The 22,077-nt window shown below is 70.0% G+C and carries 17 protein-coding genes and 4 pseudogenes; 14 read left to right on the top strand and 7 right to left on the bottom strand.

Annotated elements, in window-relative coordinates; translation table 11 throughout:
* Positions 1-448 precede the first annotated feature (448 nt).
* Both OHN19_RS43855 and OHN19_RS43850 read left to right on the top strand, forming a co-directional pair.
* Positions 449-640, top strand: a pseudogene (locus tag OHN19_RS43855) (Imm21 family immunity protein); the annotation flags it as partial.
* Positions 552-935: pseudogene (locus tag OHN19_RS43850) on the top strand (Imm21 family immunity protein); the annotation flags it as partial. The pseudogenes OHN19_RS43855 and OHN19_RS43850, both read left to right, overlap by 89 nt.
* Before the next feature lie 128 nt (positions 936-1,063).
* Here OHN19_RS43850 and OHN19_RS00275 read toward each other — a convergent pair.
* Positions 1,064-1,672: pseudogene (locus OHN19_RS00275) on the bottom strand (transposase); the annotation flags it as partial.
* Positions 1,673-2,008: 336 nt separating this feature from the next.
* A pseudogene (locus tag OHN19_RS00270) lies at positions 2,009-2,172 on the bottom strand (ATP-binding protein); the annotation flags it as partial.
* A gap of 911 nt (positions 2,173-3,083) precedes the next feature.
* Between OHN19_RS00270 and OHN19_RS00265 the strand changes: the two are divergent.
* Positions 3,084-4,220, top strand: a complete 1,137-nt coding sequence (locus OHN19_RS00265) for an amidohydrolase family protein (protein WP_330262097.1) — start codon at positions 3,084-3,086, stop codon at positions 4,218-4,220.
* 219 nt (positions 4,221-4,439) lie between these two features.
* On the opposite strand, the gene OHN19_RS00260 is transcribed toward OHN19_RS00265, so the two are convergent.
* The 5 genes from OHN19_RS00260 to OHN19_RS00240 form a co-directional block, all read right to left on the bottom strand.
* A complete protein-coding gene (locus tag OHN19_RS00260) occupies positions 4,440-5,636 on the bottom strand; it encodes an ABC transporter substrate-binding protein (protein WP_330262096.1) in 1,197 nt (398 codons plus the stop codon).
* A gap of 27 nt (positions 5,637-5,663) precedes the next feature.
* Positions 5,664-8,186: an ATP-binding cassette domain-containing protein gene (locus tag OHN19_RS00255; protein ID WP_330262095.1), complete on the bottom strand. Its 2,523-nt coding sequence runs from the start codon at positions 8,184-8,186 to the stop codon at positions 5,664-5,666.
* A 12-nt stretch (positions 8,187-8,198) separates the two neighbouring features.
* Positions 8,199-9,068 (bottom strand): branched-chain amino acid ABC transporter permease, encoded by an 870-nt coding sequence (locus OHN19_RS00250; RefSeq protein WP_330262094.1) that lies wholly within the window; start codon positions 9,066-9,068, stop codon positions 8,199-8,201.
* A gap of 166 nt (positions 9,069-9,234) precedes the next feature.
* Positions 9,235-10,593, bottom strand: a complete 1,359-nt coding sequence (locus OHN19_RS00245; protein ID WP_330262093.1) for an FAD-dependent oxidoreductase — start codon at positions 10,591-10,593, stop codon at positions 9,235-9,237.
* A gap of 129 nt (positions 10,594-10,722) precedes the next feature.
* The gene (locus OHN19_RS00240; protein WP_330262092.1) at positions 10,723-11,790 is read right to left on the bottom strand and encodes an NAD(P)-dependent alcohol dehydrogenase; all 1,068 of its coding nucleotides are present in this window, start codon (positions 11,788-11,790) and stop codon (positions 10,723-10,725) included.
* 61 nt (positions 11,791-11,851) lie between these two features.
* On the opposite strand from OHN19_RS00240, the gene OHN19_RS00235 reads away from it, so the two are divergent.
* The 11 genes from OHN19_RS00235 to OHN19_RS00185 all read left to right on the top strand — a co-directional run bounded on the left by OHN19_RS00235 (position 11,852) and on the right by OHN19_RS00185 (position 22,052).
* Positions 11,852-12,646 carry an SDR family NAD(P)-dependent oxidoreductase gene (locus OHN19_RS00235; protein WP_330262091.1) on the top strand — a complete coding sequence of 265 codons (795 nt, stop codon included), beginning with the start codon at positions 11,852-11,854 and terminating at the stop codon, positions 12,644-12,646.
* A gap of 97 nt (positions 12,647-12,743) precedes the next feature.
* Positions 12,744-13,844: an acyl-CoA dehydrogenase family protein gene (locus OHN19_RS00230; RefSeq protein ID WP_330262090.1), complete on the top strand. Its 1,101-nt coding sequence runs from the start codon at positions 12,744-12,746 to the stop codon at positions 13,842-13,844.
* 103 nt (positions 13,845-13,947) lie between these two features.
* On the top strand, positions 13,948-14,736 hold the full coding sequence (locus tag OHN19_RS00225) for an enoyl-CoA hydratase/isomerase family protein (protein ID WP_330262089.1): 789 nt from the start codon (positions 13,948-13,950) through the stop codon (positions 14,734-14,736).
* Positions 14,721-15,092: a Zn-ribbon domain-containing OB-fold protein gene (locus OHN19_RS00220; protein ID WP_330262088.1), complete on the top strand. Its 372-nt coding sequence runs from the start codon at positions 14,721-14,723 to the stop codon at positions 15,090-15,092. Before OHN19_RS00225 ends, OHN19_RS00220 begins: the two co-directional genes overlap by 16 nt.
* Positions 15,089-16,237, top strand: a complete 1,149-nt coding sequence (locus OHN19_RS00215; RefSeq protein ID WP_330262087.1) for a thiolase family protein — start codon at positions 15,089-15,091, stop codon at positions 16,235-16,237. Before OHN19_RS00220 ends, OHN19_RS00215 begins: the two co-directional genes overlap by 4 nt.
* Before the next feature lie 14 nt (positions 16,238-16,251).
* Positions 16,252-17,463 (top strand): acyl-CoA dehydrogenase family protein, encoded by a 1,212-nt coding sequence (locus OHN19_RS00210; protein ID WP_330262086.1) that lies wholly within the window; start codon positions 16,252-16,254, stop codon positions 17,461-17,463.
* Positions 17,460-18,431: a phosphotransferase family protein gene (locus tag OHN19_RS00205; protein WP_330262085.1), complete on the top strand. Its 972-nt coding sequence runs from the start codon at positions 17,460-17,462 to the stop codon at positions 18,429-18,431. Before OHN19_RS00210 ends, OHN19_RS00205 begins: the two co-directional genes overlap by 4 nt.
* 12 nt (positions 18,432-18,443) lie before the next feature.
* A complete protein-coding gene (locus OHN19_RS00200) occupies positions 18,444-19,658 on the top strand; it encodes an acyl-CoA dehydrogenase family protein (protein ID WP_330262084.1) in 1,215 nt (404 codons plus the stop codon).
* Positions 19,655-20,431 carry an SDR family oxidoreductase gene (locus OHN19_RS00195; protein ID WP_330262083.1) on the top strand — a complete coding sequence of 259 codons (777 nt, stop codon included), beginning with the start codon at positions 19,655-19,657 and terminating at the stop codon, positions 20,429-20,431. Before OHN19_RS00200 ends, OHN19_RS00195 begins: the two co-directional genes overlap by 4 nt.
* Positions 20,428-21,198, top strand: a complete 771-nt coding sequence (locus OHN19_RS00190) for an SDR family NAD(P)-dependent oxidoreductase (protein ID WP_330262082.1) — start codon at positions 20,428-20,430, stop codon at positions 21,196-21,198. Before OHN19_RS00195 ends, OHN19_RS00190 begins: the two co-directional genes overlap by 4 nt.
* On the top strand, positions 21,195-22,052 hold the full coding sequence (locus OHN19_RS00185) for an enoyl-CoA hydratase/isomerase family protein (protein WP_330262081.1): 858 nt from the start codon (positions 21,195-21,197) through the stop codon (positions 22,050-22,052). The genes OHN19_RS00190 and OHN19_RS00185 overlap by 4 nt, the downstream gene beginning before the upstream one ends.
* Positions 22,053-22,077 lie beyond the last annotated feature (25 nt).

Here is a 22,077-nt window from a genome sequence, read left to right as displayed (position 1 = left end):
CTTCATGCGGCCCGCGCTGACCCGGGCCAGCACGCCGGACGGGATCATCCGTAACAGTGGGGGAGGGGGGAGGGGCTCGCTGCAGATCGCAGTGTCCTTCATCAAGCCGGGACGGCCATTGTCTGCGACCGTCAGCTCCCAACGTGTACAGGCGCCGCGGCCGAGCTGGGCGGCGCACCCGCCAGCCTCGATGGGCAAGTACGCGGCAGCGTCCCGGGCGCCCGCTTTGGCCGCCCTGTAGGCCGCGGGAGAACGGCACGGTTCTCGTTGCAGTTGCCGCGGTCAGCGCCTCCAGATACGTCCCCGGCACGCCGGCCGCCAGCGTCCTCCCCCCAGCGCCCTCAAGGCTGTCCCGTAACCGCTGGATGCCGCGGGCGCAGAGCCGTCCCCCTGCTGGACGTCACTGAGCGGCGCGGGCGTTGTCAGTGGGCCCGGGCACACTGACGGCATGAGCGCTTCTTCGTCCACCGCGGCCGATGCATCCAGCACCTCCCCTGTCTGGGTCGAGTCGATGGGCGGACCTTTGATCGTCATCCCCGTTTCCGCGTTGGATGCATGGCAAGGGTGCACCAAAAGCGGGGTCATGGCGGGAGATGCGACCGCTCCAGACGACTACGACCGGGCCTGTGCGGTGGACGATCTGGCGGGTGCGATCACCGTTGGCGAGAACGGTGGGCAGGCACTGGTGCTGGGGGACGGAGCCGGCCACCAGCTGCTATCTGCCCGAGCGCCGAGCCTTCCTGCGGTGGCTTGCCGCCGACTCCGAGGCCGGGCTGAAGGCCGCAGCAGAGGCTGTCCTTGCGCACCCGGCCACCGAGTGGGAGGAGTGCGGCACGTGGGCGTCGGACGGTCCGGCCGTGCTCATGGACTCCGCCGAAGCGGGCTCCGAACTCGACATCGAGTATCCCGGCGGCGGGATGCCTGATCAGGCACCGGTCTCGCTGCCCGCCGGCCGCTGGAGAGTCCGGGCCACCCACACCAAGGCAGACGAGGAAAACTGGGTCGGCCTCGTCCAGCTCCTGCCCACCGAGTCTCGAACGGGCAGCTGCTCTGATGCGGGCGGTTATGCGTGGCGCGCAAGGTTGTACAGATGGGCAATGCCGAGCATCGCGTGGTGGACGCCCTCGCCTTTCAGTCGGCAGTCGCGGAGGATCGTCCAGGTCTTCATCCGCGCGAAGGCGTGCTCGACGCGAGCGCGGACACGCCGGTGCGAGTCGTTGTGCTGCTGCTTCCATGCCGCAAGCTCCTGGCCTGGAGCACGGCGGTGAGGAATGAGTAGCCCGGTGCCGCGGTAGCCGCCGTCGGCGATGGTGGTGACCCGGCCGACCATGGCCTTTGCGCCTGATTCTTCCCATGCCTTGCAGTCGTTGCGGTTGCCGGGCACCGGCCGGCCGACGACAACGACCAAGGTGCTCTCCGCGTCCAGCACGATCTGGTGATTGGTGGAGTAGCGGTAGTTCTTGGACTGTTGGGCAATGGTGCGGTCGCGGGTGGGCACCAACCTGCCGTCCACGATCAGAACGGTGCCCCTGCGGAAGCGTTGGCGCTGCTTGAGCGCGAGCAGCGGGCCGGTACAGCGGACGATTCGAGCGGCTGCCGACTTCGACACCCCGAACAGCGGGGCTAACTGCCGCAGTGTCAGATTGGTGCGCCAATACGCGACCACCGTCAGCCACTTCGTGCACGCCGTGAGCTGCCTTCACGACGACCTCGACCATGCTGGATGTGACGTTTTTCTGCGGCCCAGCATGTTGGCTTCGATCGGCCCCAGTTGATGGGGACTTCGCGGTTTGTGGACGTCCTGAACTGGCCCCGAGGAATAACTTGTGTCGGGACCACCTGAGGCGTCTTTGTCACTGTGGCGGTCAGCGGAATTCCTCGGCACCTGTGATCTCGGGGTGGCAAGATCAGCTGATGGCTGTTGATCGTTGCTGAAGCAGGCCCAGGGCGTATGGGAAACGCTGGCTGCTGTGCCGGTGTCGTTTCCCCTGGTGGGGGGCTTGAACGTGGTCAGGCGGTCCGCGATCGCTGCGCAGAGCCGTGGGTCGGTGAAGGTCCGGCTCCAGCCGGTGAATGCCTCATTGGAAGCGACTGGAAGAGCATTTCCACGCCGCGGCGGTCCAGTTCGACGTAGCCGAGTTCGTCGATTTCGAGAAGGTCGACGCGTCCGTAACACGAACACCGCCCGGGACCAGTCATCTCGTTTGCCACGTTCGGCTGGGCAAGCAGGATCCGATGCAGATCATCGAACACTCCGGCATTGATCCACCGCTTGATCCGCCGCCAGCACGTCATGCCTCACCTGAAGCCGAGTTCCTGCGGGATGTCTTCCCCCGATCTCGGTATGCAGCACGTACAAGATGCCCTGCAGGCATTGCCGATCCGGTATTGGCCGCGGATCGGGCGCCTTCATCGGGCCACGGCGGAAGCAAGAGCTCGAGAAGCTCCCACGACTGTTCATATAGCGGAGCACGTGAGTAGCTTTTCAACGTTCGTCTCGGGTTCGCTCAGTAGGAAGTAGGTGTGCGGAAAAGCGATGCAACCCGAAAGTGCAGGGCGCCCGCACCACAAATCTCATAGAGTCGACCGTCTCACTGGACTTGAAATCTTCCGGCAGCCCCCGGACTTCGGGCCCATTTGCGACGGGCCTTGGTTCTCGTGCGGGTGTCGAACGGCGCTCGGCGAATACTCCCGTCGGAGTAACGTCGCATCGCGTGTCTCCCGAGGGATGAAGACCGCAGTATGACGAAACGGAATGGAATCGGGCCTAGCGTTGGGGCCATGCCGGAACTTGACAGTCCACTGCGGAGGTTCGGGGTGGCCACCAGGGCGCTGGCGACGGCGTTGCCTGTCGCCGCATGCGGGTCACATGCCGACACCAATGCGGGCCCGCCGCGGCCGGCCCGCACAGCGCGCACGCGGACGGTCGGCAGCTCCACTCCAGCCGCTGCGCACCGACGAGCGGTTCCTCGACCTGAGCGCTGCCGCGGTGCGCGGCAGGACGCGAAGACCGCCTGAAGCATCTCGCATACGGATGCCGTACGGATACCTCACCACACAAACGCCTGAAGAGAGGGACTGACATGAAGCCCATGGGACGCCGCGGCTTTCTCGCCGCCAGCACGGCACTTGGCATTGGTGCTGGCTTGTCCACGCACGCCATTCTCTCGGAAACGAGCGAGAACGAGGCTTCGGACAAGACTTCGGACATTTTACGGCGAGACCAGGACTTGCCCTTCATCGGCACGGAGGAGACCTTTTCGACTCCCACGTTGTTGAAGCTGAACTCCATCAATGAGGATCACATAGCGTTCCTGGAGGAAACTGGTCTTGCGGATCTAGGTCAACGCCGCATCGGTGATATGGATGCGGGGGGACTCAACGTTCAAATCCTCTCTGCTCATACACCCTCTGTGCAAAATGTCCCTGGGCAAAGGGGCATCGACCTTGCCTATCGTCTTAACCGGCAACTTGTAGAGGGGCCAATCGCCAAATATCCGGACCGTTTCAAGGCTTTCGCCACCTTGCCCTTGCGGAGCCCGGAGGCGGCGGCGGACGAACTGGAACGCTCGGTTCGGGAAGATGGCTTCTTGGGCGCACTGACCAACGGGCACATCGCGAAGAAATACCTCGATCATCCCGATTTCGAGCCTGTGCTGGCACGTGCCGTTGCTCTCGATGTGCCGATCTACCTGCATCCCGGATATCCGGCTGACGAGGTCTTCAAGATCTACTACAGCACCACGCGGTCCAAATACACGGAAGAGTACCAGGACTACATTTTCAGTGGGTCTGGATATGGCTGGCACCAGGAGGTGCTGATCCAATGCATTCGGATGATCACGTACGGGGTTTTCGACAGATTCCCCAAACTGAAAATCATCATCGGTCACATGGGTGAAGGTCTCCCGTTCTACTACGAGCGGATCGTAAATGACATGGGCGAGCCGACCAAAGACTCGCTCGAGAAGCCCATCGGGCAATACTTCCAGGACAACTTCTGGGTCACAACAAGCGCATTCCCCCAGACCGAACTGCTCGATCTCCTGCTGCAATACATAAGCGTGGATCGAGTGATGTTCGCAACCGACTACCCGTTCGCGGACATAAAGGAGCAGACCGACTGGTTCCGCGGAGTCGATTTGCCACGCGAAGACAAGGAAAAGATTGCCTTCCGAAATGCGGAGAAACTGTTCAGAATGAAAGTGCCCGCGAAGTGATACGCCAGCGTCGGCCGGAGTGAAAGAATGCTTGCTGTAAGGCGAGCGTACGGCCGAAGTATGCGTTGCGCGGCTGCCAACTGACGCGGTCTCACAGGCTCTTCTAAGAGGTCATTGTGCAAGGCGGCCGCGAGCTCGTAAGCCGGCGACAGGTACTGCTCGCGCTCCTGCGTGAACGCCGTGTCCCTCCCAGGGACACGGCGTTCGCGGCTGGCGATCTCAGTCGCGGGTGGGTGGGGTGTAGAAGGAGCCGACGGACGTCCAGACACCGTTCTTGACGACCACCCGCTGCACGCTGCGCGTACCGAGGTGCTGGCTCGCGCTGAACTTCATGACCGGGGAGACCCCGGGGTCCACCGAGGACGCCTTCTGGTACGCCTCGGTGAGGGACTGCGACGTGACGGGGCCCTTGATGGTCTTCGCGATGTCGGCGAACACCTTGGCGTTGCTCCAGCCCCACAGGGCGAGGAATCCGGCGTCCTGGCCGGGCTCGTACTTGGCCATCGCGGTGCGGAACTCCTTGACCGCCGGGTCAGGGTCGGAGGGCGCCTTCACCAGCTGTACGGCCTTGAGGCCTTCGGCGGCGTCCTTCGCCAGCGAGATCGTCGACTCGGCGGCGACGGGCGCGTAGGCGTAGGTGGGCAGGGACAGCCCCTGGAGCTTGGCCTCCTTGAGGAAGGCGGCCGCTTCGGGGGACGTGAGGATCACGATCACGGCCTGGGCTTTCGCGGCCTTCACCTTGCTGATCACCGGGGTGTAGTCGGTGGTCTGGTACTTCACCGCCAACCGGTCCACCTGGACCGAGGGATCCACCTTCTTCGCGACCGGCTCCACCTGCTTGGCGACGTTCACGAACGCGGCCGGATCGCTGTGCACGACGAGGATCTTCTTCGCGCCGTCCTGCACCGCCCAGGCCGCGACCGCCGCGGCCTGGTCCTCGTAGAGGGTCTGCGTGCCGAACAGTCCGGTCCGCGGCGGCTTGTACCAGGCCTCGCTGCCACCCACCTCGTTGAGCACCGGCACCTTGGACTGGTTGAGGACGAACGGGAAGGCGGCCTCGGCCTGGGAGGTGCCGTTCGCGTTGACGATGGCCACGACCTTGTCCTGGCCCACGAGTTCACGGGCGATCTGCACGGTCTGCTGCGGATCGGCCGCGTTGTCCTTGACCGTCCAGGTGACCTTGCGGCCGTTGATGCCGCCCTGGGCGTTGATCATCTTGAAGTAGGCGTCGGCGCCGGCCTTCTCCGGTACGCCGTAGGAGGCGGTGGCGCCGGTGAGGGGCAGCCACGCGCCTATGTGGATGCCCGACGAACTACCGCCGGCCCCCGTGGAGTCCTGCCCTGCGCACGCGTTGACGGTCAGCGCCACCACGGCCAGGACGGCGGTCGTTCCCGCTGCGCGGCGAAATCTCTTCATTGTCCGGAACACGGTCCACCTCGTTCACTACGGGATTTCCACGGGAGAAGTGCGGGCGGAAGGCGCCGCGGGGGTGGCGGCCTCCGGGTCGCCGCTGAAGTACGCCGCCTCGGCCAGAGCCACGAACGCGGGGTCGCCGGGCCGCCCGTGGGCCGCTACCACGCCCTCGTGCAGCACGGCCACCTCGTGGCAGACGGACAGGGCACGGCTGAGCAGTTGTTCGAGCAGTACGACGGTGAGGCCGTCGTGGGCCAGCCTGGCGAGGCGGTCGTAGACCTCGTCGACCAGGGCGGGGGCGAGACCCAGCGCGGGTTCGTCCACGATCAGTACGTCCGGTCGGGCGATCAGGGCCCGCGCGATGGCGAGCATCTGCTGTTCCCCGCCGGACAGTCCGCCGGCCGGGGCGGACATCCGGTCGCGCAGCCGCACCGGCAGCCACTCGACGGTCTCCTCCAGGCGTTCCCGCAGCGGAGCGCCGGTGATGCCCGCCGCGTAGGCCGCGACTTCGAGGTTCTCGCGCAGGGACAGCGTCTTGAACAGGGCCCGTCCCTCCGGCGCCAGACTGGTGCGGACGGTGCCCTCCGACTCCCGTGTGCCACGGGCGGGTTGGAGTGATCCGTGCAGGATGCCGGCGAGGGTGCTCTTGCCCGCGCCGTTGGCTCCGGCGATGCCCAGTACCACGCCCTGGCGGACGTCCAGGTCGATGTCGCGCAGGGCGACCACGCCGCCGTACGTGTGGCCGACGCCGTCGAGACGGATCATGCTGCGGTCGCCGATGTGTTCGGGCGGCCGGGTCCTGCCGTCGACCGTGCCCAGGTACGACGACCGCACCTGCGGATCCTCCAGCACGGTGTCCGGGGTGCCCTCGCCGATCGTGCGGCCGAAGTCGAAGGCGAGCACGCGGTGGGCCACGGAGAACAGGTCGTCGAGGACGTGGTCGATGACGACCACGGCGGTGCCGTCGGCGTGCAGTCGCCTGATGTGCCGTGCCAGCAGGGCTCGTTCGTCCGCGTCGAGACCGCCGAACGGTTCGTCCAGCACCAGCAGCTTCGGCTTCTCGGCCATCGCGCGGGCCAGGTCGAGACGCTTCTGGAGACCGAACGGCAGTTCCGCGGGACGGCGGTCCGCCACCTCCGCGAGTCCGACGGAGTGCAGGAGGCGAGCCACCTCGTCCCGGTCCTTGGCGGTGATCCGGCGCCGGGTGCACAACACGTTCTCCGCGACGGTGAGTTCGGAGAACACCTCCGCGTGCTGGAAGGTCCGGCCGATGCCCAGCCGCCGTCGCGCCGTCGCCCTGGCCTTCAGGAGCGGCCGCCCGTCGAAGTCGGCGGTGCCGCTCACCCGGCCGTTGCCCGTCAGTCCCGACAGGGCGTTCAACAGAGTTGTCTTTCCGGCCCCGTTGGGCCCGATGACCGCGAGGATCTCGTTCTGCCGCAGGGACAGGGAAGCGTCTTCGAGAGCTTTCAGCCCGCCGTACGACACCGACACGTGCTCCATGCGCAGCAGGACGGGAGCGTCGCCGACGGCCTCGGACGGGACGGGGTCGAGGTCCGCCGAGTCCCCGGCGGGGGAGGGGAGTTCGGTGTCGGGCCGACGCCGTACCCGCCGTGCGAGCTTGGCCAGGAAGGGGACGACTCCGCCCGGCAGGAAGAGCAGTACCCCGATCAGCACCAGGCCCTGCACGATGGGCTGCGGCAGCCCGACGGCGGACGACAGGGAGGGGTTCCAGGTCAGATAGATCCCGCCCGCCACGGCACCGACGACGGTCCCGACCCCGCCGAGCACACACGCCCCGATCAGCGAGATGCCGAAGGCCAGCGAGAAGGGATCCGGGCTCACGAACCCGGTGAGCAGGCCGAGCAGCACGCCCGCGAAGCAGGTGCAGGCCCCGCTCACCGCGAACGACAGCGCCGACTGCGCCTCCGGAGCGATACCGAGCGTCCTGGCCGCCGGCGGGTGCGACTTGGCGGCGACCAGCCGCATCCGCAGCCCCGAGGCGGCGGCGGGCACGGCCAGTGCGAGTACGACGGCGGCGGCGCCGACCGCCAGGTACTGGGCCTCGGTCCCGCCGCCCAGCAGGGTGCCGAATCCGAGGGCGCTGCGCAGCTGGACCACCGGCACGCCCTGGTCGCCACCGGTCACGCCGCTCCAGCGGTTGACCAGTTCCAGCGTGACCATGGTGAAGGCGAGGGTGAGCAGGGCGATGTAGAGGACCGAGAACCTGGCACCGGCGTATCCGAGGAAGGCGCCCAGGGCGGCTCCGGTGGCGACGGCACCGAGCACCACTGTCTCCAGGGGCCAGTCGTGCCCGCTGCCGTACGCCGCGAAGTAGGCGCCGATGGCGAAGAACGCGGGATGGCCCACCGACCAGATGCCGGACCAGCCGGCGAGCAGGCCGACCGAGAGCACGACGATCGTGTACACGGCCGCGAGGCCCACCGAGTACATCTGGTACGCGGGGATCGCACCGGAGGCCATGAGTGCCATGAGCACCGCGCCGGCGGCCGGGCCCAGTGCGGCCCTGGCCAGGAGGGAACGGTTGAAGACCATGGAGTGGACCCCTCAGACCCGTTGGAAGGTGCGGGTGCCGAACATGCCCTGGGGGCGGATCAGCAGGACCAGCACGGTGAACGAGAACACGAACGTGTCCCGGAAGCTGGCGGAGACGTAGTTCGCCGCCAGGTTGTCCAGGACGCCGATGGTCAGCCCGCCCAGGACGGCGCCGTACATGCTGGTCAGACCGCCGAGGAAGATACCGGCGAAGGCCCGGAACAGCGGTGCGACGAGTGCGGTGGGCACCAGGCCCGAGCGTGGTGCGTAGAGGCAGGCGGCGAGTGCGGCCAGGCCCAGGCCGAGGGCCCAGGAGATCCTCGCCAGTCGCTGGGCGCTCAGTCCGACCACGCGGGCGGTGTCCGCGTTCTCGGCGACGGCGCGCATGGCGGAGCCGAGCGTGGTGCGGGCGAACAGATAGCCCACGATCGCCATGGCCACGGCGGCGACGGCGATCGTCAGCAGGCTCTGCACCGGCACCGCGGCACCCGACCAGCGGACCGTCCCGTCGACCAGGCTGGGGAAGGCCTTGGGCTGGTCGCCCCAGATCGATCCGGCGGCGCTCTCCGCGATCAGGGACACGCCCATCGTGACGACGAGCGCGGAGAACAACTGCCCCTGTCCCAGCGGGCGGATCACCGTCTCGCGCACCAGCAGACCGGCGGCCACGGTGATGGTGACGGCGGCGAGGACGCCGAGCAGTGTGGCCACTCCGCTGTCATGGAGCGAGACCGCCACGTACAGGCCCAGGGTCGCGAGCGACGCCATCGCGAAGTTCACGACGTCCGTGGCCCGGTAGATGATCACCAGCCCGAGACCCATGAGCCCGTACACGGCTCCACTGGCCACACCACTGACCAGGACAAGCAGGAACTGACTCACAGCCCCTCCCTCGGAGAAGAGCGCGTTCGCGCCACGCCTACGGAAAGCATGATCACCTCACGGAACCCGGAGTTAAAGTGAACTCACTTCAGTAAGCTAGGCACTGTGTCGCCGGACGGGCAAGCCTCGTGCACGGGATTTGTGCGGAACGGCCGCCGGCCGGGACTCAGTGGACGGGGGCGGCCGGTGACTCGCCGAGCGCGGTGCGTGCCGCCGCCAGCCCGAAGACCAGCGCGGGAGCGAGACCGCCCGCGTAAGCGCGCCGGTACAGCCCGCCCGCGTCCGCGCCGGCCGCGAGCAGGCCGGGGACCGGGCTCCGGCCGTTCCCGTCCGCCGCCAGGGCGTGTGCTCCGGCGTCGATCAGCAGGCCGCCGAAGGTGAACGTGATCGCCGGTGCCGCCTCGACGACGTAGAACGGCGGCTCGTCGAGGGGGCGGCGGTCGAGGAGGCGACCCGGCTCGAGCGCGCCGTTCGCCCGTGCGGCGGTGTTGAACTCCTCGATGCGGTCGCGGATCGTGGCGCCGGGATAGCCCCACTCCTCGGGCATCGAGGCGAAGTCCTCCAGGCTGTCCGCCACCGCGCTGCGGGCACCGGCACGATGGCACAGCTGGAACTTGTCCACACCGGGGATGCCCTCCACGTAGGAGGCGCTGATCCACTCCCGGTGCACCCGCGCGTCGGCGACCAACAACCCGCGGGCCCCGGGCCGTTCGAGCAACGCCATGGTGGTCAGGTGGTCCCCGACGGTCTCGTCGACGAACCGCTCGCCCGTCGTGTCGAACAGCAGGGCGTGCTCGCTGTAGTAGAGCGCCAGGTCGACGAAGCGGGCCGGGTCGGCGAGCGATACACCGGCCGGCATCAGGTGCCCGTAGAACCCGGCGTCCTTCCTGCCGAACGCCGCGCCCGCGGAGCGCCCGAGGGTGAGGCCGTCGCCCCGGCTGTGCGGGTTGGCCCGCAGTCCGATGTCCGCGGCCTGCGGATGGACGTACTCGGCGCGCAGGCCCGGATCCCCCTGGAAACCGCCGGTCGCCAGCAGCGTCCAGGTGGCCTCGATGCGGCGCTCGGAACCGTCGGGCAACAGGCAGTCCGCGCCCTTGACCACGCCGTTCTCCGTCACGAGGGCGTGGGTCCAGGTGGAGGTCAGCACCTCCTGGCCCCGCTCTCGGATCAGCCGTTCGCAGGTGTCGAGGTAGTGGTTCGTGTCCACCTGGTGCCCCCGGCCGAAGCCGAGCACGGGCACCGGAGGCTGACACTCCACACCGAGCGACCTGATCCAGGCCACGCCGTCGGTGAACCCGTCCAGCAGGGCCGCGGCCAGGTCGGGATCCCCGTCCGGATTGACCCGGCGCATCTCCTCCACGGTCGGAGCGGTCCAGACGAAACCGGCGAAGCGCGCGGAGCCGCCGGTGGCCTCCGCCTTCTCCACCAGGACCACGGAGTCGCCCTCCGCGGCCACCCGGGTCGCCGCGGAGAGCCCGGCCATACCGCCACCGATCACCAGCAGATCCACTGTCGTCGTACCCATAGCGGGTCCCACCGCCTTCATGTCACCGAATGGAACAGGACGCTAATTGAACTCACTTCTGTAGTCGAGGGGTGGGTGGGGAGTTGGTGTCGACGGACCGGTTTCGGCCGCGGTCGCGCCTCCGCCGTATCAGTCGGGGGTGAGGACGGCGCGCCCGCGCACCCGCCCCTCGCGCAGCCTCGCGACGGCCTCCGTCGCCTGGGACAGCCCGAACGGCTCGACTCCTACCGTCAAAACACCGTCGCGTGCCAGGGAGACGACCGCCTCCAGTTCGGGCCGGGTCCCCCAGAAGGGCAGCGAGATCCGGGTGCCGGGAGGGAGCGCGCCCGGTTTGCGGACCGTCAGTTCGCCGCCGCCGCTGCCCACCACGACGAGCTCTCCGCCGGGCCGCAGCACATCCACCGCGAGCTCCAGACTGGAACGGCTCCCGACGAAGTCGAGCACGGCCACCGCCCCGGCTCCGCCCGTCCGGCTCCGGAGGGCCGCGGCGGTGTCGGGCCGCAGAAGCGTGCCGAAGTGCGCGCCGCACGCGTCGGCGAGGGCGAGCGCCTCCTCCCGTACGTCCACGGCCAGCACCCGCGCGCTCGTCGTGGCGCGCAGGATCTGGACGGCCAGATGCCCCAGCCCGCCGACGCCGATCACGACCACGCCCTCGTCCTCGCCCAGCGCGGGGCGGATCATGGCCACGGAGTGGTAGGCGGTGAGGCCGGCGTCCGACAGGGGTGCCGCCTGCTCGGCGGCCAGGTCGCCCACCGGCACCAGCACCCGCCCCGACGGCACGAGCATGGCGTCGGCCATCCCGCCGTCACGTCCGAGGCCCGCCCCGGTGCCGACCCGGTCCGCGTCCAGGGCCGTACGCCGGTCGCAGTAGTTCTCCGCTCCGGTCCCGCAGCGGGCGCAGCTGCCGCAGCCCCAGGGGCCGTGGACCACGACCCGTTCGCCGACCGCCGGACCTACGGCGGACGGGCCGCGCTGTGCCACCCGTCCCGCGACCTCGTGCCCGAGGGTGAACGGAAGCCGGTACGGAAGGGCTCCCGGTCCGGCGTCGATGACGTGGAGGTCCGAACGGCAGAGGCCGGCCGCCTCCACCTCGATCAGGACCTCCTCGCCTCGGGGGACGGGCCGTGCCGTCTCGGTGAGGATCGGTGGGCCGCCCCAGCGGGTCAGCCGGACCGCTCTTGTCGCGCCTGTTGACATACGTGCGACGGTAACAAAAATGAAGTCAGTTCAGTAGATGGCTGCGAGGTGGTGACCGTGCATGGGCGGTGAACACACGAGGCGCTTCGACGGGCGGATCGCGCTCGTCACCGGAGCGGGATCCGGTATCGGCGCGGCGGTCGCCCGGCGACTGGCCGCGCAGGGTGCCGAGGTCTTCGCCGTGGACCTCGACGGCCCGGCCGTCGACGCCGTCGCGAAGGAGCTGCCGCATGGGCACGCCCTGACTGTCGACGTCGCCGAACCGGCGCAGGTCGACCGGGCTTTCGAGGAAGTCGTACGGCGGCACGGGCGGCTCGACGTGGTGGTGCACGCCGCCGGAGTCGACGACCCCGTGGCCAAGGAGTGGATCGCCGAGGCGCTGGTCGCGGACCGGCCGCCGGAGGTGACGGGGCGGCTCGGTGACGATGCCTGGCGGCGGGTCATGCGGGTCAACCTGGACGGCACCTTCCACGTCCTGCGTGCCGCGCTGCGGGTCATGGTGCCGCGGCGGGCCGGTGCCGTCGTCACCGTCGGATCGTCGTCCGCCTTCGACGCGCAGGCCGGTTATCCGCACTACGCGGCCTCGAAAGCGGGGGCGCACGCGCTGAGCCAGTCCGTCGCCAAGGAGGCGATCGCGTACGGGGTCAGGGTCAACACGGTGGCGCCGGGGCCGACGGAGACGGGGATGGCGGCGCGGACGCCTGCGGCGCTTCGGCAGGGGTTCGCTGATCCTCGGGTTCGTGCTTATGCCACTCCGGAGGAGATCGCCGATGTTGCTTTGTTCTTGGCGAGTGACGAGGCGGCGAACCTGGTGGGGGCGGTGGTGTTGGCGAATGGGGGGCGGTTCACCGTATGAGGCTGCGGGTCCGTTGTGGCTGGTCGCGCCCACGCGGCGGAGCCGCATATAGATACAGCCCCGCGCCCCTAGCGAGTTGCAGTCGAGGGAGGTTTTGATGGTCCGGGTTGGTGCTGATCCTGCTTTGCTGGTAGAGACCGAGGAGCAGGGGCAACTGCGTGCGGTTCTACGGGACTTGCTTGGCGAGGATCCGCGGGGTGACGACGATCAAAGGCTCTGGCAGCGGCTCGCCGGTGAGATCGGGGTGCATGGGCTTGTCGTGCCCGAGAAGTACGGCGGTTCCGGGTACACCTTCGCCGAACTCGCCGTCGTGCTCCAGGAGATGGGGCGGGTGGTGTGTCCGGCGCCGCTGTTGACCACCGTCGTTCTCGCCGGGTACGCGCTGCTGGACAGTGGTGATCAGCGGGCCTGTGAGCGGTGGTTGCCCGGGATCGCCTCCGGGGGGCTCACCGCCACCGTTGCCGGCATCCTGCATCCGGCCGATGTGACGGCCGAGCGCGGGCCCGATGGCTGGGTGCTGCGCGGCGAGGCCGATTTCGTGCCGGACGGGGAAGGTTCTGGTCTGCTGCTGGTCATGGCCCGCGCGCCGGACGGTGAGCGGGTGTTCGCCTGCGAACCGGATGACGCGACCTGTGAGCGAACGGCCCGGCGGGTGCTCGATCCCACGCGCCGCCAGGCGCTCGTCCGCCTCCGGGGAGCGCCCGCCGAACCGGTCACCGAGCCCGGGCGGACGTCGGAGGTCATCGACGGTGTCCTCGACGCGGGGCGGGTGGCGGTGGCCGCCGAGCATGTCGGCGGCAGTGCGCACGCCCTGGACGCCGTGCTCACCCATGTGACACAGCGGACGCAGTTCGGGCGGGCCATCGGCTCGTTCCAGGCCGTCAAGCACCGGCTGGCCGACCTGCTCGTCGAGGTCGAGGGGGCGCGGTCGGCGTCGGCGTACGCGAGTGCCTGTCTCGCCGGACGGGCGGCTGAGCTTCCGGTGGCCGCGAGTGCGGCGGCGGTGGCCTGTACGGGTGCCTACCGGCTCGCCACCACCGAATACGTCCAGCTCCACGGGGGGATCGGCTTCACCTGGGAGCACTCCGCCCATCGCTATCTGCGCCGGGCCCGTGCCGACGAGGCGCTGTTCGGCACGGCCGACGACCACCGTCTGCGCCTGGCCGGCCTGCTCGGTCTCACGGGCCGTACCGGCTGACCGCGGACAGGTCGTCCGGAGCGGATTCCGTTTCCCAGTCCATTGACAGGGGCATCCACTGCCCACAGAATCGAACTCAATTCAGTTCAGTTTGGAGGAGCTCATGGCAGTCGAGGACGAGATCCAGTTCGAGCGGGACGGGCACGTTGCGCGGGTCTGGCTGAACCGGCCGCACAAGAAGAACTGCGTGACCGTGCCGATCCTCGATCGGCTGGACGAGATCATCACCGAGGTCGACGCGGACCCCGAGCTGCGCGTGCTGGTGCTGCGCGGGCGGGGCAACACCTTCTGCTCCGGGTTCGACCTGGACAGCCTCAAGGCCGAGTTCGTCGGCAGGTCCAACGCGATCGACGTCGCCGTGCTCTCCGCCAAGGTCTGCGACCGGCTCTACTCGATGAAGACCCCGTCGATCGCCGTCCTGGAGGGGCATGTCACCGCGGGCGGCTTCGAGTTGATGATCTCCTGCGACTTCGCGATCGCCGCGGACGACGCACTGATCGGCGACTTCCACATCCGGCGCGCGCTGTTCGGCGGCGCGGGACCGATCTACCGGGTGCCCCGCATGATCGGCGTCCGCAAGACCAAGGAGCTGATGCTCACCGGCAAGCTGCTCACCGGCGTCGAGGCCGCCGAGTTCGACCTCATCAACGCCTCGGCCCCGGCCGACAAACTCGACGCCACGGTCGAGGAGTTCGCCGACCAGCTCATCGACAAGAGCCCGTTCACCATGTGGATCACCAAGATGACCATCGACCGCAGCCTCGACGCCGACATCCAGTCGCTCATGGTCATGGAGCACCTCGCGGTCGGCGTGATGCTCAACTCCGAGGACGCGGCGGAGGGTGTGTCGGCGTTCCTGGAGAAGCGGGAGCCGCAGTGGAAGGGCCGCTGACCGCGGTGCCGGGGGCCGGGAGCCGGCTGCGCGGCTCCCGGTGCGCCGACTGCGCGGTGGCCGCTTACCCCGCCGACCCGGCGTGTCCGCGCTGCGGAGGTCCGGCCGAGCCGGTCGTGCTCTCCGGTACGGGCACGCTGTGGACCTGGACCGTGCAGCGGTACGCGCCCAAGTCGCCGCCGTACGTCCCGCCCGCCGCCGGATTCACGCCGTTCACCGTCGGATACGTCGAACTCCCCGAAGGGGTCCGTGTGTTGGCGGTGCTCGATGTCCGGCCCGAGGACGCGGAGATCGGGATGCCGGTCAGCGTGACGGCCGGGGACGGCGTGCCCAGGGCCGCGGGGGCCGCCGTATGAGCAAGGAAGACGTGCTCGTCTGCGGTGCCGGGATCACCTCCTTCGCCCGGACGGAGGCGAGCGGCCGGCAGCTGGCCGTCGAGGCCGTCCGGGCCGCACTCGCCGACGCCGGACTGCCGTGGTCCCGGGTGCGGGCCGCGTACGGCGGCAGCGACGCCGCCGGGAACGCCGACACGCTGGTCGCCGAACTGGGGCTGACGGGAGTGCCGTTCACCAACGTGCGCAACGGCTGCGCGACCGGCGGCAGCGCGCTGGTCTCGGCGGTCAACGCGATCCGGTCCGGTGCCGCGGACGTGGCCCTCGCCGTCGGCTTCGACAAGCATCCGCGCGGTGCCTTCGATCCGCGGCCCGCCGACTGGGGGCTGGATGAGGCCTACGGCCGCGACGGGCTGATGGTGACCACCCAGTTCTTCGCCATGAAGATCCAGCGGTACATGCACGACCACGGCATCAGCGACCGCACCCTCGCCCTGGTCGCCGAGAAGGCGTACGCGAACGGCGTGCTCACCCCGCACGCCTGGCGGCGCAAGCCGCTGGACGCGGACGAGATCCTGGCGTCCGGCATGGTCAACGACCCCCTGACCCGGTACATGTTCTGCTCGCCCGGCCAGGGTGCGGTCGCCCTGATCCTGTGCAGCCGCGCGGTGGCCCGCAGGCTCGGCGGGACGCCCGTCGCCCTGCGGGCGGCAGTCGTACGGACCCGCCGCTTCGGCTCCTTCGAGGTGTTCAGCCCCTGGGCGCCCACGGGATCACCGACGAGTGTCAGCGCGGACGCCGCCCAAAGCGCCTTCGAGGAAGCCGGGTTGGGTCCGCGTGACATCGACGTGTGCCAGTTGCAGGACACCGAGAGCGGCGCCGAGGTGATGCACCTGGCCGAGTGCGGGTTCTGCGAGCACGGCGAGCAGGAGTCCCTCATCCCGTTCGGGGCGACCAGGATCGACGGCCTGCTGCCGGTCAACACCGACGGCGGATGCATCGCCAACGGGGAGCCCATCGGCGCCTCCGGGCTGCGTCAGGTCCACGAGGTGGTCCAGCAGCTGCGGGGCCGGGCGGGCGAACGGCAGGTACCGGGCGACCCGTCGACGGGCTTCACCCATGTGTACGGGGCGCCGGGCGTCAGCGCCTGCACGGTGCTGACCCGCTGAGAGGAGGAAGGGCCATGGACGGCACACCCGGACCGGACGAGTTCCGCTCCGCAGCCCGCCACTGGTTGGAAGGCGTGGCCCCGGCCCGCACCGCACACGAGGAATGGGGCCGCGGCGACGACTCGGTGGCCGTCTTCGAGAACTGGACCGAGGCCGAGGAACGCGCCCACACCGACCGGGCACGGGACTGGGAACGCATCCGCCACGACCAGGGCTGGGGCGCGCTCGCCTGGCCACCGGAGTACGGAGGCCGCGAACTCCCCGCCCACTACGAGCAGTTGTACCGGGCCGAGGAAGCCGCCTTCGACGTGCCCAGGCGCACCGAGATCTTCCCGGTCACCCAGCAGCTCGTCGCCCCCGCCATCCGCATCTGGGGCACGGAGGAACAGAAGCGGCGCTGGCTGCGCCCCATGCTCCGCACCGACGAACTCGCCTGCCAGCTGTTCTCCGAGACGGAAGCGGGCTCCGATCTCGCCGCCGTCCGCACCCGGGCAGTACGCGAGGACGACGGCTGGCGGTTGCGCGGCCACAAGGTCTGGACCTCGGGCGCGCGGGTCGCCACCTGGGGCGTGGCCGTCTGCCGCACCGACCCCGAGGTGCCCAGACACGCGGGCATCACGGTGTTCCTGGTCCGGATGGACGCCCCGGGCGTCACCGTTCGGCCGATCCGGCAGATGACCGGCGGCGCGAGCTTCAACGAGGTGTACCTGGACGACGTCCACGTACCCGACACCGACCGGCTGGGCCCCGTCGGCGCGGGCTGGCGTGTCACCCTCACCGTGCTCGCCGCCGAACGCCTCGACTCCGGCGGCCTCGGCCTGGACAACGCCGACCGCGCCCTCGACCTGGCCCGGCACCTGCCCCGCCCGCTCACCGGCGGCGAACGGCAGCAGGCCGCCGACCTCTACGTCCGCACCCTGGTCCAGCGGCTCACCGGGCTGCGGGTCACGGCGGCTCTGGTCGCCGGCCGCGAACCCGGCGCCGAGGCCTCGGTCGGCAAGCTCCACGCCACCGCGACCATGCGGGCCACCACCGACCTCGTCCAGCAGCTCCTGGGCCCGCGGCTGGCAGCCGACACGGGGGAGTGGGGCACGTTCGCCTGGACCGAGCACCTCCTCGGCGCCCCCGGCTACCGCATCGCCGGCGGCAGCGACGAGATCCAGCGCAACATCCTCGCCGAGCGAGTGCTGAAACTGCCCAGGGAACCGAAGGGAGCGGTCAGTTGAGCACCACGACCGAAGTGGCCGAGCTCGGGCGGCGGGTCCGCGAACGGCTAGCCGAGCGACACCCGGGCGCGCCCGTCGGTGACCTGCGCACCTTGCCCGGCGGTCACTCGGGGCTCACCTATTCCATCGCTGTGGGCCCGGCCTCGTATGTCATCAAGGCGGTGCCGCCGGGCCGCCGTCCCGTCGGCCGCAACGACGTGTTGCGCCAGGCCCGAGTCCTGCGCGCGCTCGCCGGGTCGGCGGTGCCCGTGCCGGGCGTCCTGGCCGTCGACGAACTCGAACCGGCCTGGTTCGCCATGGAGTTCGTGGCCGGTGAGGCGATCGAGCCGGTCCTCGACGAGCACCGGCTCGACCCCGTCCTGTGCCGCACCCGGATGCTCGCCCTGGCCCCGGTACTGCGCGAATTGCACGCGACGCCGGCCCCGGAGACCTCCGGACCACTGGATCCGGCAGGGGAGTTGGACCGATGGAGCCGCACCATGCGGGCGGTGCCGCCGGGGCTCCGCCCCGGATCCGAGGACCTGCTGAGCACCCTGGCCGCACGCGTCCCCGACAGCGTGCCCGCCACCCTCACCCACGGCGACTTCCGCCTCGGCAACGTCCTGTGCCAGGGCACGCGACCGGCCGCCGTCGTCGACTGGGAGATCTGGGGATACGGCGATCCGCGCATCGACCTCGCCTGGTTCCTCCTCTTCGCCGACCACCGCAACTTCCCCGAGCTCGGCCGCGACATCCCCGGCCTGCCCGGCGAGGCGGAACTGCTCGCCGCCTATCTGGACGGCCGCCCCGCGCCCACGGACCTCGACTGGTTCCGGGCACTGGCCCGCACCAAGATGGCCGCGATCATGGGCCACAACCTGCGCCGGCACCGAGAGGGCACCCACCACGACCCGGACCAGGAGCGGCTGCCGCCGACCATCGCGGCGATGATCCGCACGGCCCGCGACCTCCTCGCCCGACGGCCCTGAAGGAGCACGACCATGGATTTCGCACTCTCCCCGAGGGCCGAGGAACTCCGTTCGCGGATGGCCGCGTTCATGGAGGAGTACGTCCTGCCCGCCGAGGCCGTCTACGACCGACAGCTCGCAGCAGCTGACGACCCGCACGAACTACCGCCGATCATGCGCGAGTTGAAGGGGAAGGCGCGCGCCGAAGGCCTGTGGAACCTCTTCCTCGCGCACGGCCACCGGGGCGCGGGCCTCACCAACCTCGAATACGCGCCCCTGGCCGAGCTCGCCGGACGCTCGGTCATCGGCCCCGAGGTCTTCAACTGCTCCGCCCCCGACACCGGCAACATGGAACTGCTCTCCCTCTTCGGCACCCCCGAGCAGCAGGACCGCTGGCTGAGCCCCCTGCTCGCCGCCGCCATCCGGTCCTGCTTCGCCATGACCGAACCCGAGGTCGCCAGCTCCGACGCCCGCAACATCCGCACCCGGATCACGCGCGACGGCGACGAGTACGTCGTCAACGGCCACAAGTGGTACACGTCCGGCATCCTCGACCCCGACTGCAAGCTGATCATCCTGATGGGCGTCACCGACGCGGACGCACCCACCTACCGGCAGCAGAGCATGCTGCTGATCCCCCGCGACACACCCGGCATCACCGTGCTGCGCGACCTGCCGATGTTCGGCTACACCGACCGCTGCGGCCACGGCGACGTGCTCTTCGAGGACGTACGCGTGCCCGCCTCGGCGCTGCTCGGCGGTGAGGGCGAGGGATTCGCCCTGGCGCAGGGGCGGTTGGGTCCCGGGCGCATGCACTACGCCATGCGGGCGGTCGGATTCGCCGAACGGGCCCTGGAGTTGATGTGCCGGCGCACCCTGACCCGCACCGCCTTCGGCGGCAGGCTCGCCGAACGGGGCGTCGTCCGCGAGTGGATCGCCCGCAGCCGGATCGAGATCGAGCAACTGCGGCTGCTGGTCCTGAAGTCGGCCTGGCTGATGGACACCCAGGGCAACGCGGCCGCCCGCACCGAGGTAGCCGCGATCAAGGTGGCCGCCCTGGAGGTGGCCCACAAGGTGGTCGACCGGGCGGTGCAGGCGCACGGGGCCGCGGGGGTCAGCGACGACACCGTACTGGCGCGGTTGTACGCGATCACCCGGGCGCTGCGGATCGCGGACGGTCCCGACGAGGTGCATCTGCGGACGGTCGCCCGGCGTGAACTGGCCAAGTACCCGGGGGAGTCGGCGTGAACGGGCAGCAACTGGAGGGTCGGGTCGCCCTGATCACGGGGGGCTCCCGGGGCATCGGGCTCGGTATCGCCCAGGCGTACCGGGGGGCCGGCGCCCATGTCGTCATCGCCTCCCGCAAGGCGGACGGACTGGCCGCGGCACGCGAGGAACTGCTGCGGATCAAGGGCGACGGCGAGGTCCACGAGGTGGTCGCCAACGTCGGGGAGCCCGAGGACGCCGAACGCTGCGTCGAGGAGACCGTGGCCCGCCTCGGCCGACTCGACGTCCTGGTCAACAACGCGGCCACCAACCCCTACATGGGCGACCTCCTCGACCTCGACCTGCCGCGCGCGGAGAAGACCGTACGGGTCAACCAGTACGGCATGGTCGCCTGGACCCGGTGCGCCTGGCGGGCGTGGATGAGGGAACACGGGGGAGCCGTCGTCAACATCGCCTCCGTCGGAGGACTCGTCGTCGACCCCCACATCGGCTGGTACAACGCCACCAAGGCGGCCATGCTGCACATGACCCGCCAACTCGCCTACGAACTCGGGCCGATGGCACGCGTGAACGCCATCGCACCGGGCCTGATCAAGACCGAGCTGGCCCGGGCCGTCTGGGAGCCCAGGGAGCCGATCCTCACCGCGAGGCTGCCGCTGCGCAGACTCGGCACGGTGGAGGACGTGGCGCACGCGGCGGTCTTCCTGGCGTCCGAGGCCTCGTCCTGGATGACCGGGCAGACGCTGGTCCTGGACGGCGGCGCGACCGTACTGCCGATCGGGGTGGAGGCGTGACGGCACCCGCCGAGGTGTTCTCCCTGCACGGGCGGACCGCCGTGGTCACCGGGGCGTCGTCCGGGCTCGGGGCCCGCTTCGCCCTGGTGCTCGCATCGGCCGGCGCCACCGTCCTCGCCGCGGCGCGGAGACTGGAGAAGCTCAAGGAACTCGCCGACGACAACCCGCGTATCCATCCCGTCGTCTGCGATGTGTCACGGGACGAGGACCGGGTGCGGCTGATGGAGACGGCGCTCGACGAGACCGGCCGGATCGACGTCCTCGTCAACAACGCCGGCGCACCCGGTGCCGTACGCGCCGAGGACGAGAGCGCCGAGGACTTCGCCGGAGTGCTGGACGTGAACCTGGTGGCGGCCTTCCGTCTCGCGCGGCTGCTCGCGGAGGCGCCGGTGCCCGAGGGCGGCCGTACACGATCCGTCGTGAACGTCTCCTCCGTCCTCGGACTCGTCTCCGGCGCCCCGCTGGGCGGCGCGGCCTACGCGGCGTCGAAGGCCGGGCTCCTCGGGCTGACCCGGGAACTGGCGGGACAGTGGGGGCGGTCGGGGGTGCGGGTCAACGCACTGGCGCCCGGCTGGTTCCGCTCGGAGATGACAGACGGACTCTTCAGCGACGAGCGCTCACGGCGCTGGGTCGAACGCGGCACCATGCTGGGGCGCGGCGGCGAGCCCGGGGAACTCGACGGTGCACTGCTCTATCTGGCCTCGGACGCTTCGTCGTACTGCACCGGGCAGGTGCTCACCGTGGACGGTGGGTGGACGGCGCGATGAGGGTCACGGTCGAGGTCGACGGCGAGGGACTGGCGCGCGTCGAGTTGTGCCGCGGCGGGGGCAACGCGATCGATCTCGCGATGGCGCGGGCGCTGCTGGACGCGGCCCGGGAGTGCGCGAAGGCACGGGCCCGCGCGGTGCTGCTCACCGCACGGGGACGGTCCTTCTGCGTCGGCGGGGACCTGAAGGAGTTCGCCACGCTGTCGGGGGAACGCCTGACAGGGCACCTCACCGAGGTGACGGACGCGCTCCACGGCGCCCTGCGGATCCTCGCCGGTCTGGACGCGCCGCTGGTGGTCGCCGCTCAGGGGGCTGTCGCCGGGGCCGGCCTCGGGCTCGTGGCGGCGGCGGACGTGAGTCTCGCGGCGACCGATGCCCGCTTCTCGGCCGCGTACACCGCGATCGGGTACACACCGGACGCCGGGGTCAGCTGGTCGTTGCCCCGGCTGATCGGGCCGCGGCGGGCGGTGGACCTGCTGCTGACCAACCGGCGCGTCACGGCGGTCGAGGCGTCACGGATCGGGCTGGTGAGCCGGCTCGTCCCGCCCGAGGAACTGGCCGAGGAGGCCGTACGCACGGCCGGCGCGCTGGCTCGCGGAGCCACGGCGGCGTACGGCGTGACCCGCCGGCTGGTCGGTCGGGCGCTCTCGGCCGACCTGGACGAACACCTCGACACCGAGGCCCGCCACCTGGCCGCGGCCGCGGTGTCGGCGGAGGGGAGGGAGGGCGTGGCGGCGTTTCTCGAGGGGCGCAGGGCGGACTTCACCGGGCTCGAGACGGGGACGGACGCCACGGTTTCCGCAGGCTCGCCGGCAGATCAGCCAAGTGCCCCGACGCGATCCACAGGCCCATGAGCAACCCGCCCGATCTCCGATTCGT

The organism is Streptomyces griseorubiginosus (assembly GCF_036345115.1).
GTDB lineage: Bacteria > Actinomycetota > Actinomycetes > Streptomycetales > Streptomycetaceae > Streptomyces > Streptomyces griseorubiginosus_C.
The sequence above is the reverse complement of the archived record's forward strand: the minus strand, read 5'-3'. Positions and strand labels throughout refer to the sequence as shown.

Coding starts and splice junctions, on each gene's coding strand:
- OHN19_RS00265 (WP_330262097.1), top strand. CDS start 3,084: ATGAAGCCCATGGGACGCCGCGGCTTTCTCGCCGCCAGCACGGCACTT.
- OHN19_RS00260 (WP_330262096.1), bottom strand. CDS start 5,636: ATGAAGAGATTTCGCCGCGCAGCGGGAACGACCGCCGTCCTGGCCGTG.
- OHN19_RS00255 (WP_330262095.1), bottom strand. CDS start 8,186: ATGGTCTTCAACCGTTCCCTCCTGGCCAGGGCCGCACTGGGCCCGGCC.
- OHN19_RS00245 (WP_330262093.1), bottom strand. CDS start 10,593: ATGGGTACGACGACAGTGGATCTGCTGGTGATCGGTGGCGGTATGGCC.
- OHN19_RS00240 (WP_330262092.1), bottom strand. CDS start 11,790: ATGTCAACAGGCGCGACAAGAGCGGTCCGGCTGACCCGCTGGGGCGGC.
- OHN19_RS00235 (WP_330262091.1), top strand. CDS start 11,852: ATGGGCGGTGAACACACGAGGCGCTTCGACGGGCGGATCGCGCTCGTC.
- OHN19_RS00230 (WP_330262090.1), top strand. CDS start 12,744: ATGGTCCGGGTTGGTGCTGATCCTGCTTTGCTGGTAGAGACCGAGGAG.
- OHN19_RS00225 (WP_330262089.1), top strand. CDS start 13,948: ATGGCAGTCGAGGACGAGATCCAGTTCGAGCGGGACGGGCACGTTGCG.
- OHN19_RS00215 (WP_330262087.1), top strand. CDS start 15,089: ATGAGCAAGGAAGACGTGCTCGTCTGCGGTGCCGGGATCACCTCCTTC.
- OHN19_RS00210 (WP_330262086.1), top strand. CDS start 16,252: ATGGACGGCACACCCGGACCGGACGAGTTCCGCTCCGCAGCCCGCCAC.
- OHN19_RS00200 (WP_330262084.1), top strand. CDS start 18,444: ATGGATTTCGCACTCTCCCCGAGGGCCGAGGAACTCCGTTCGCGGATG.
- OHN19_RS00185 (WP_330262081.1), top strand. CDS start 21,195: ATGAGGGTCACGGTCGAGGTCGACGGCGAGGGACTGGCGCGCGTCGAG.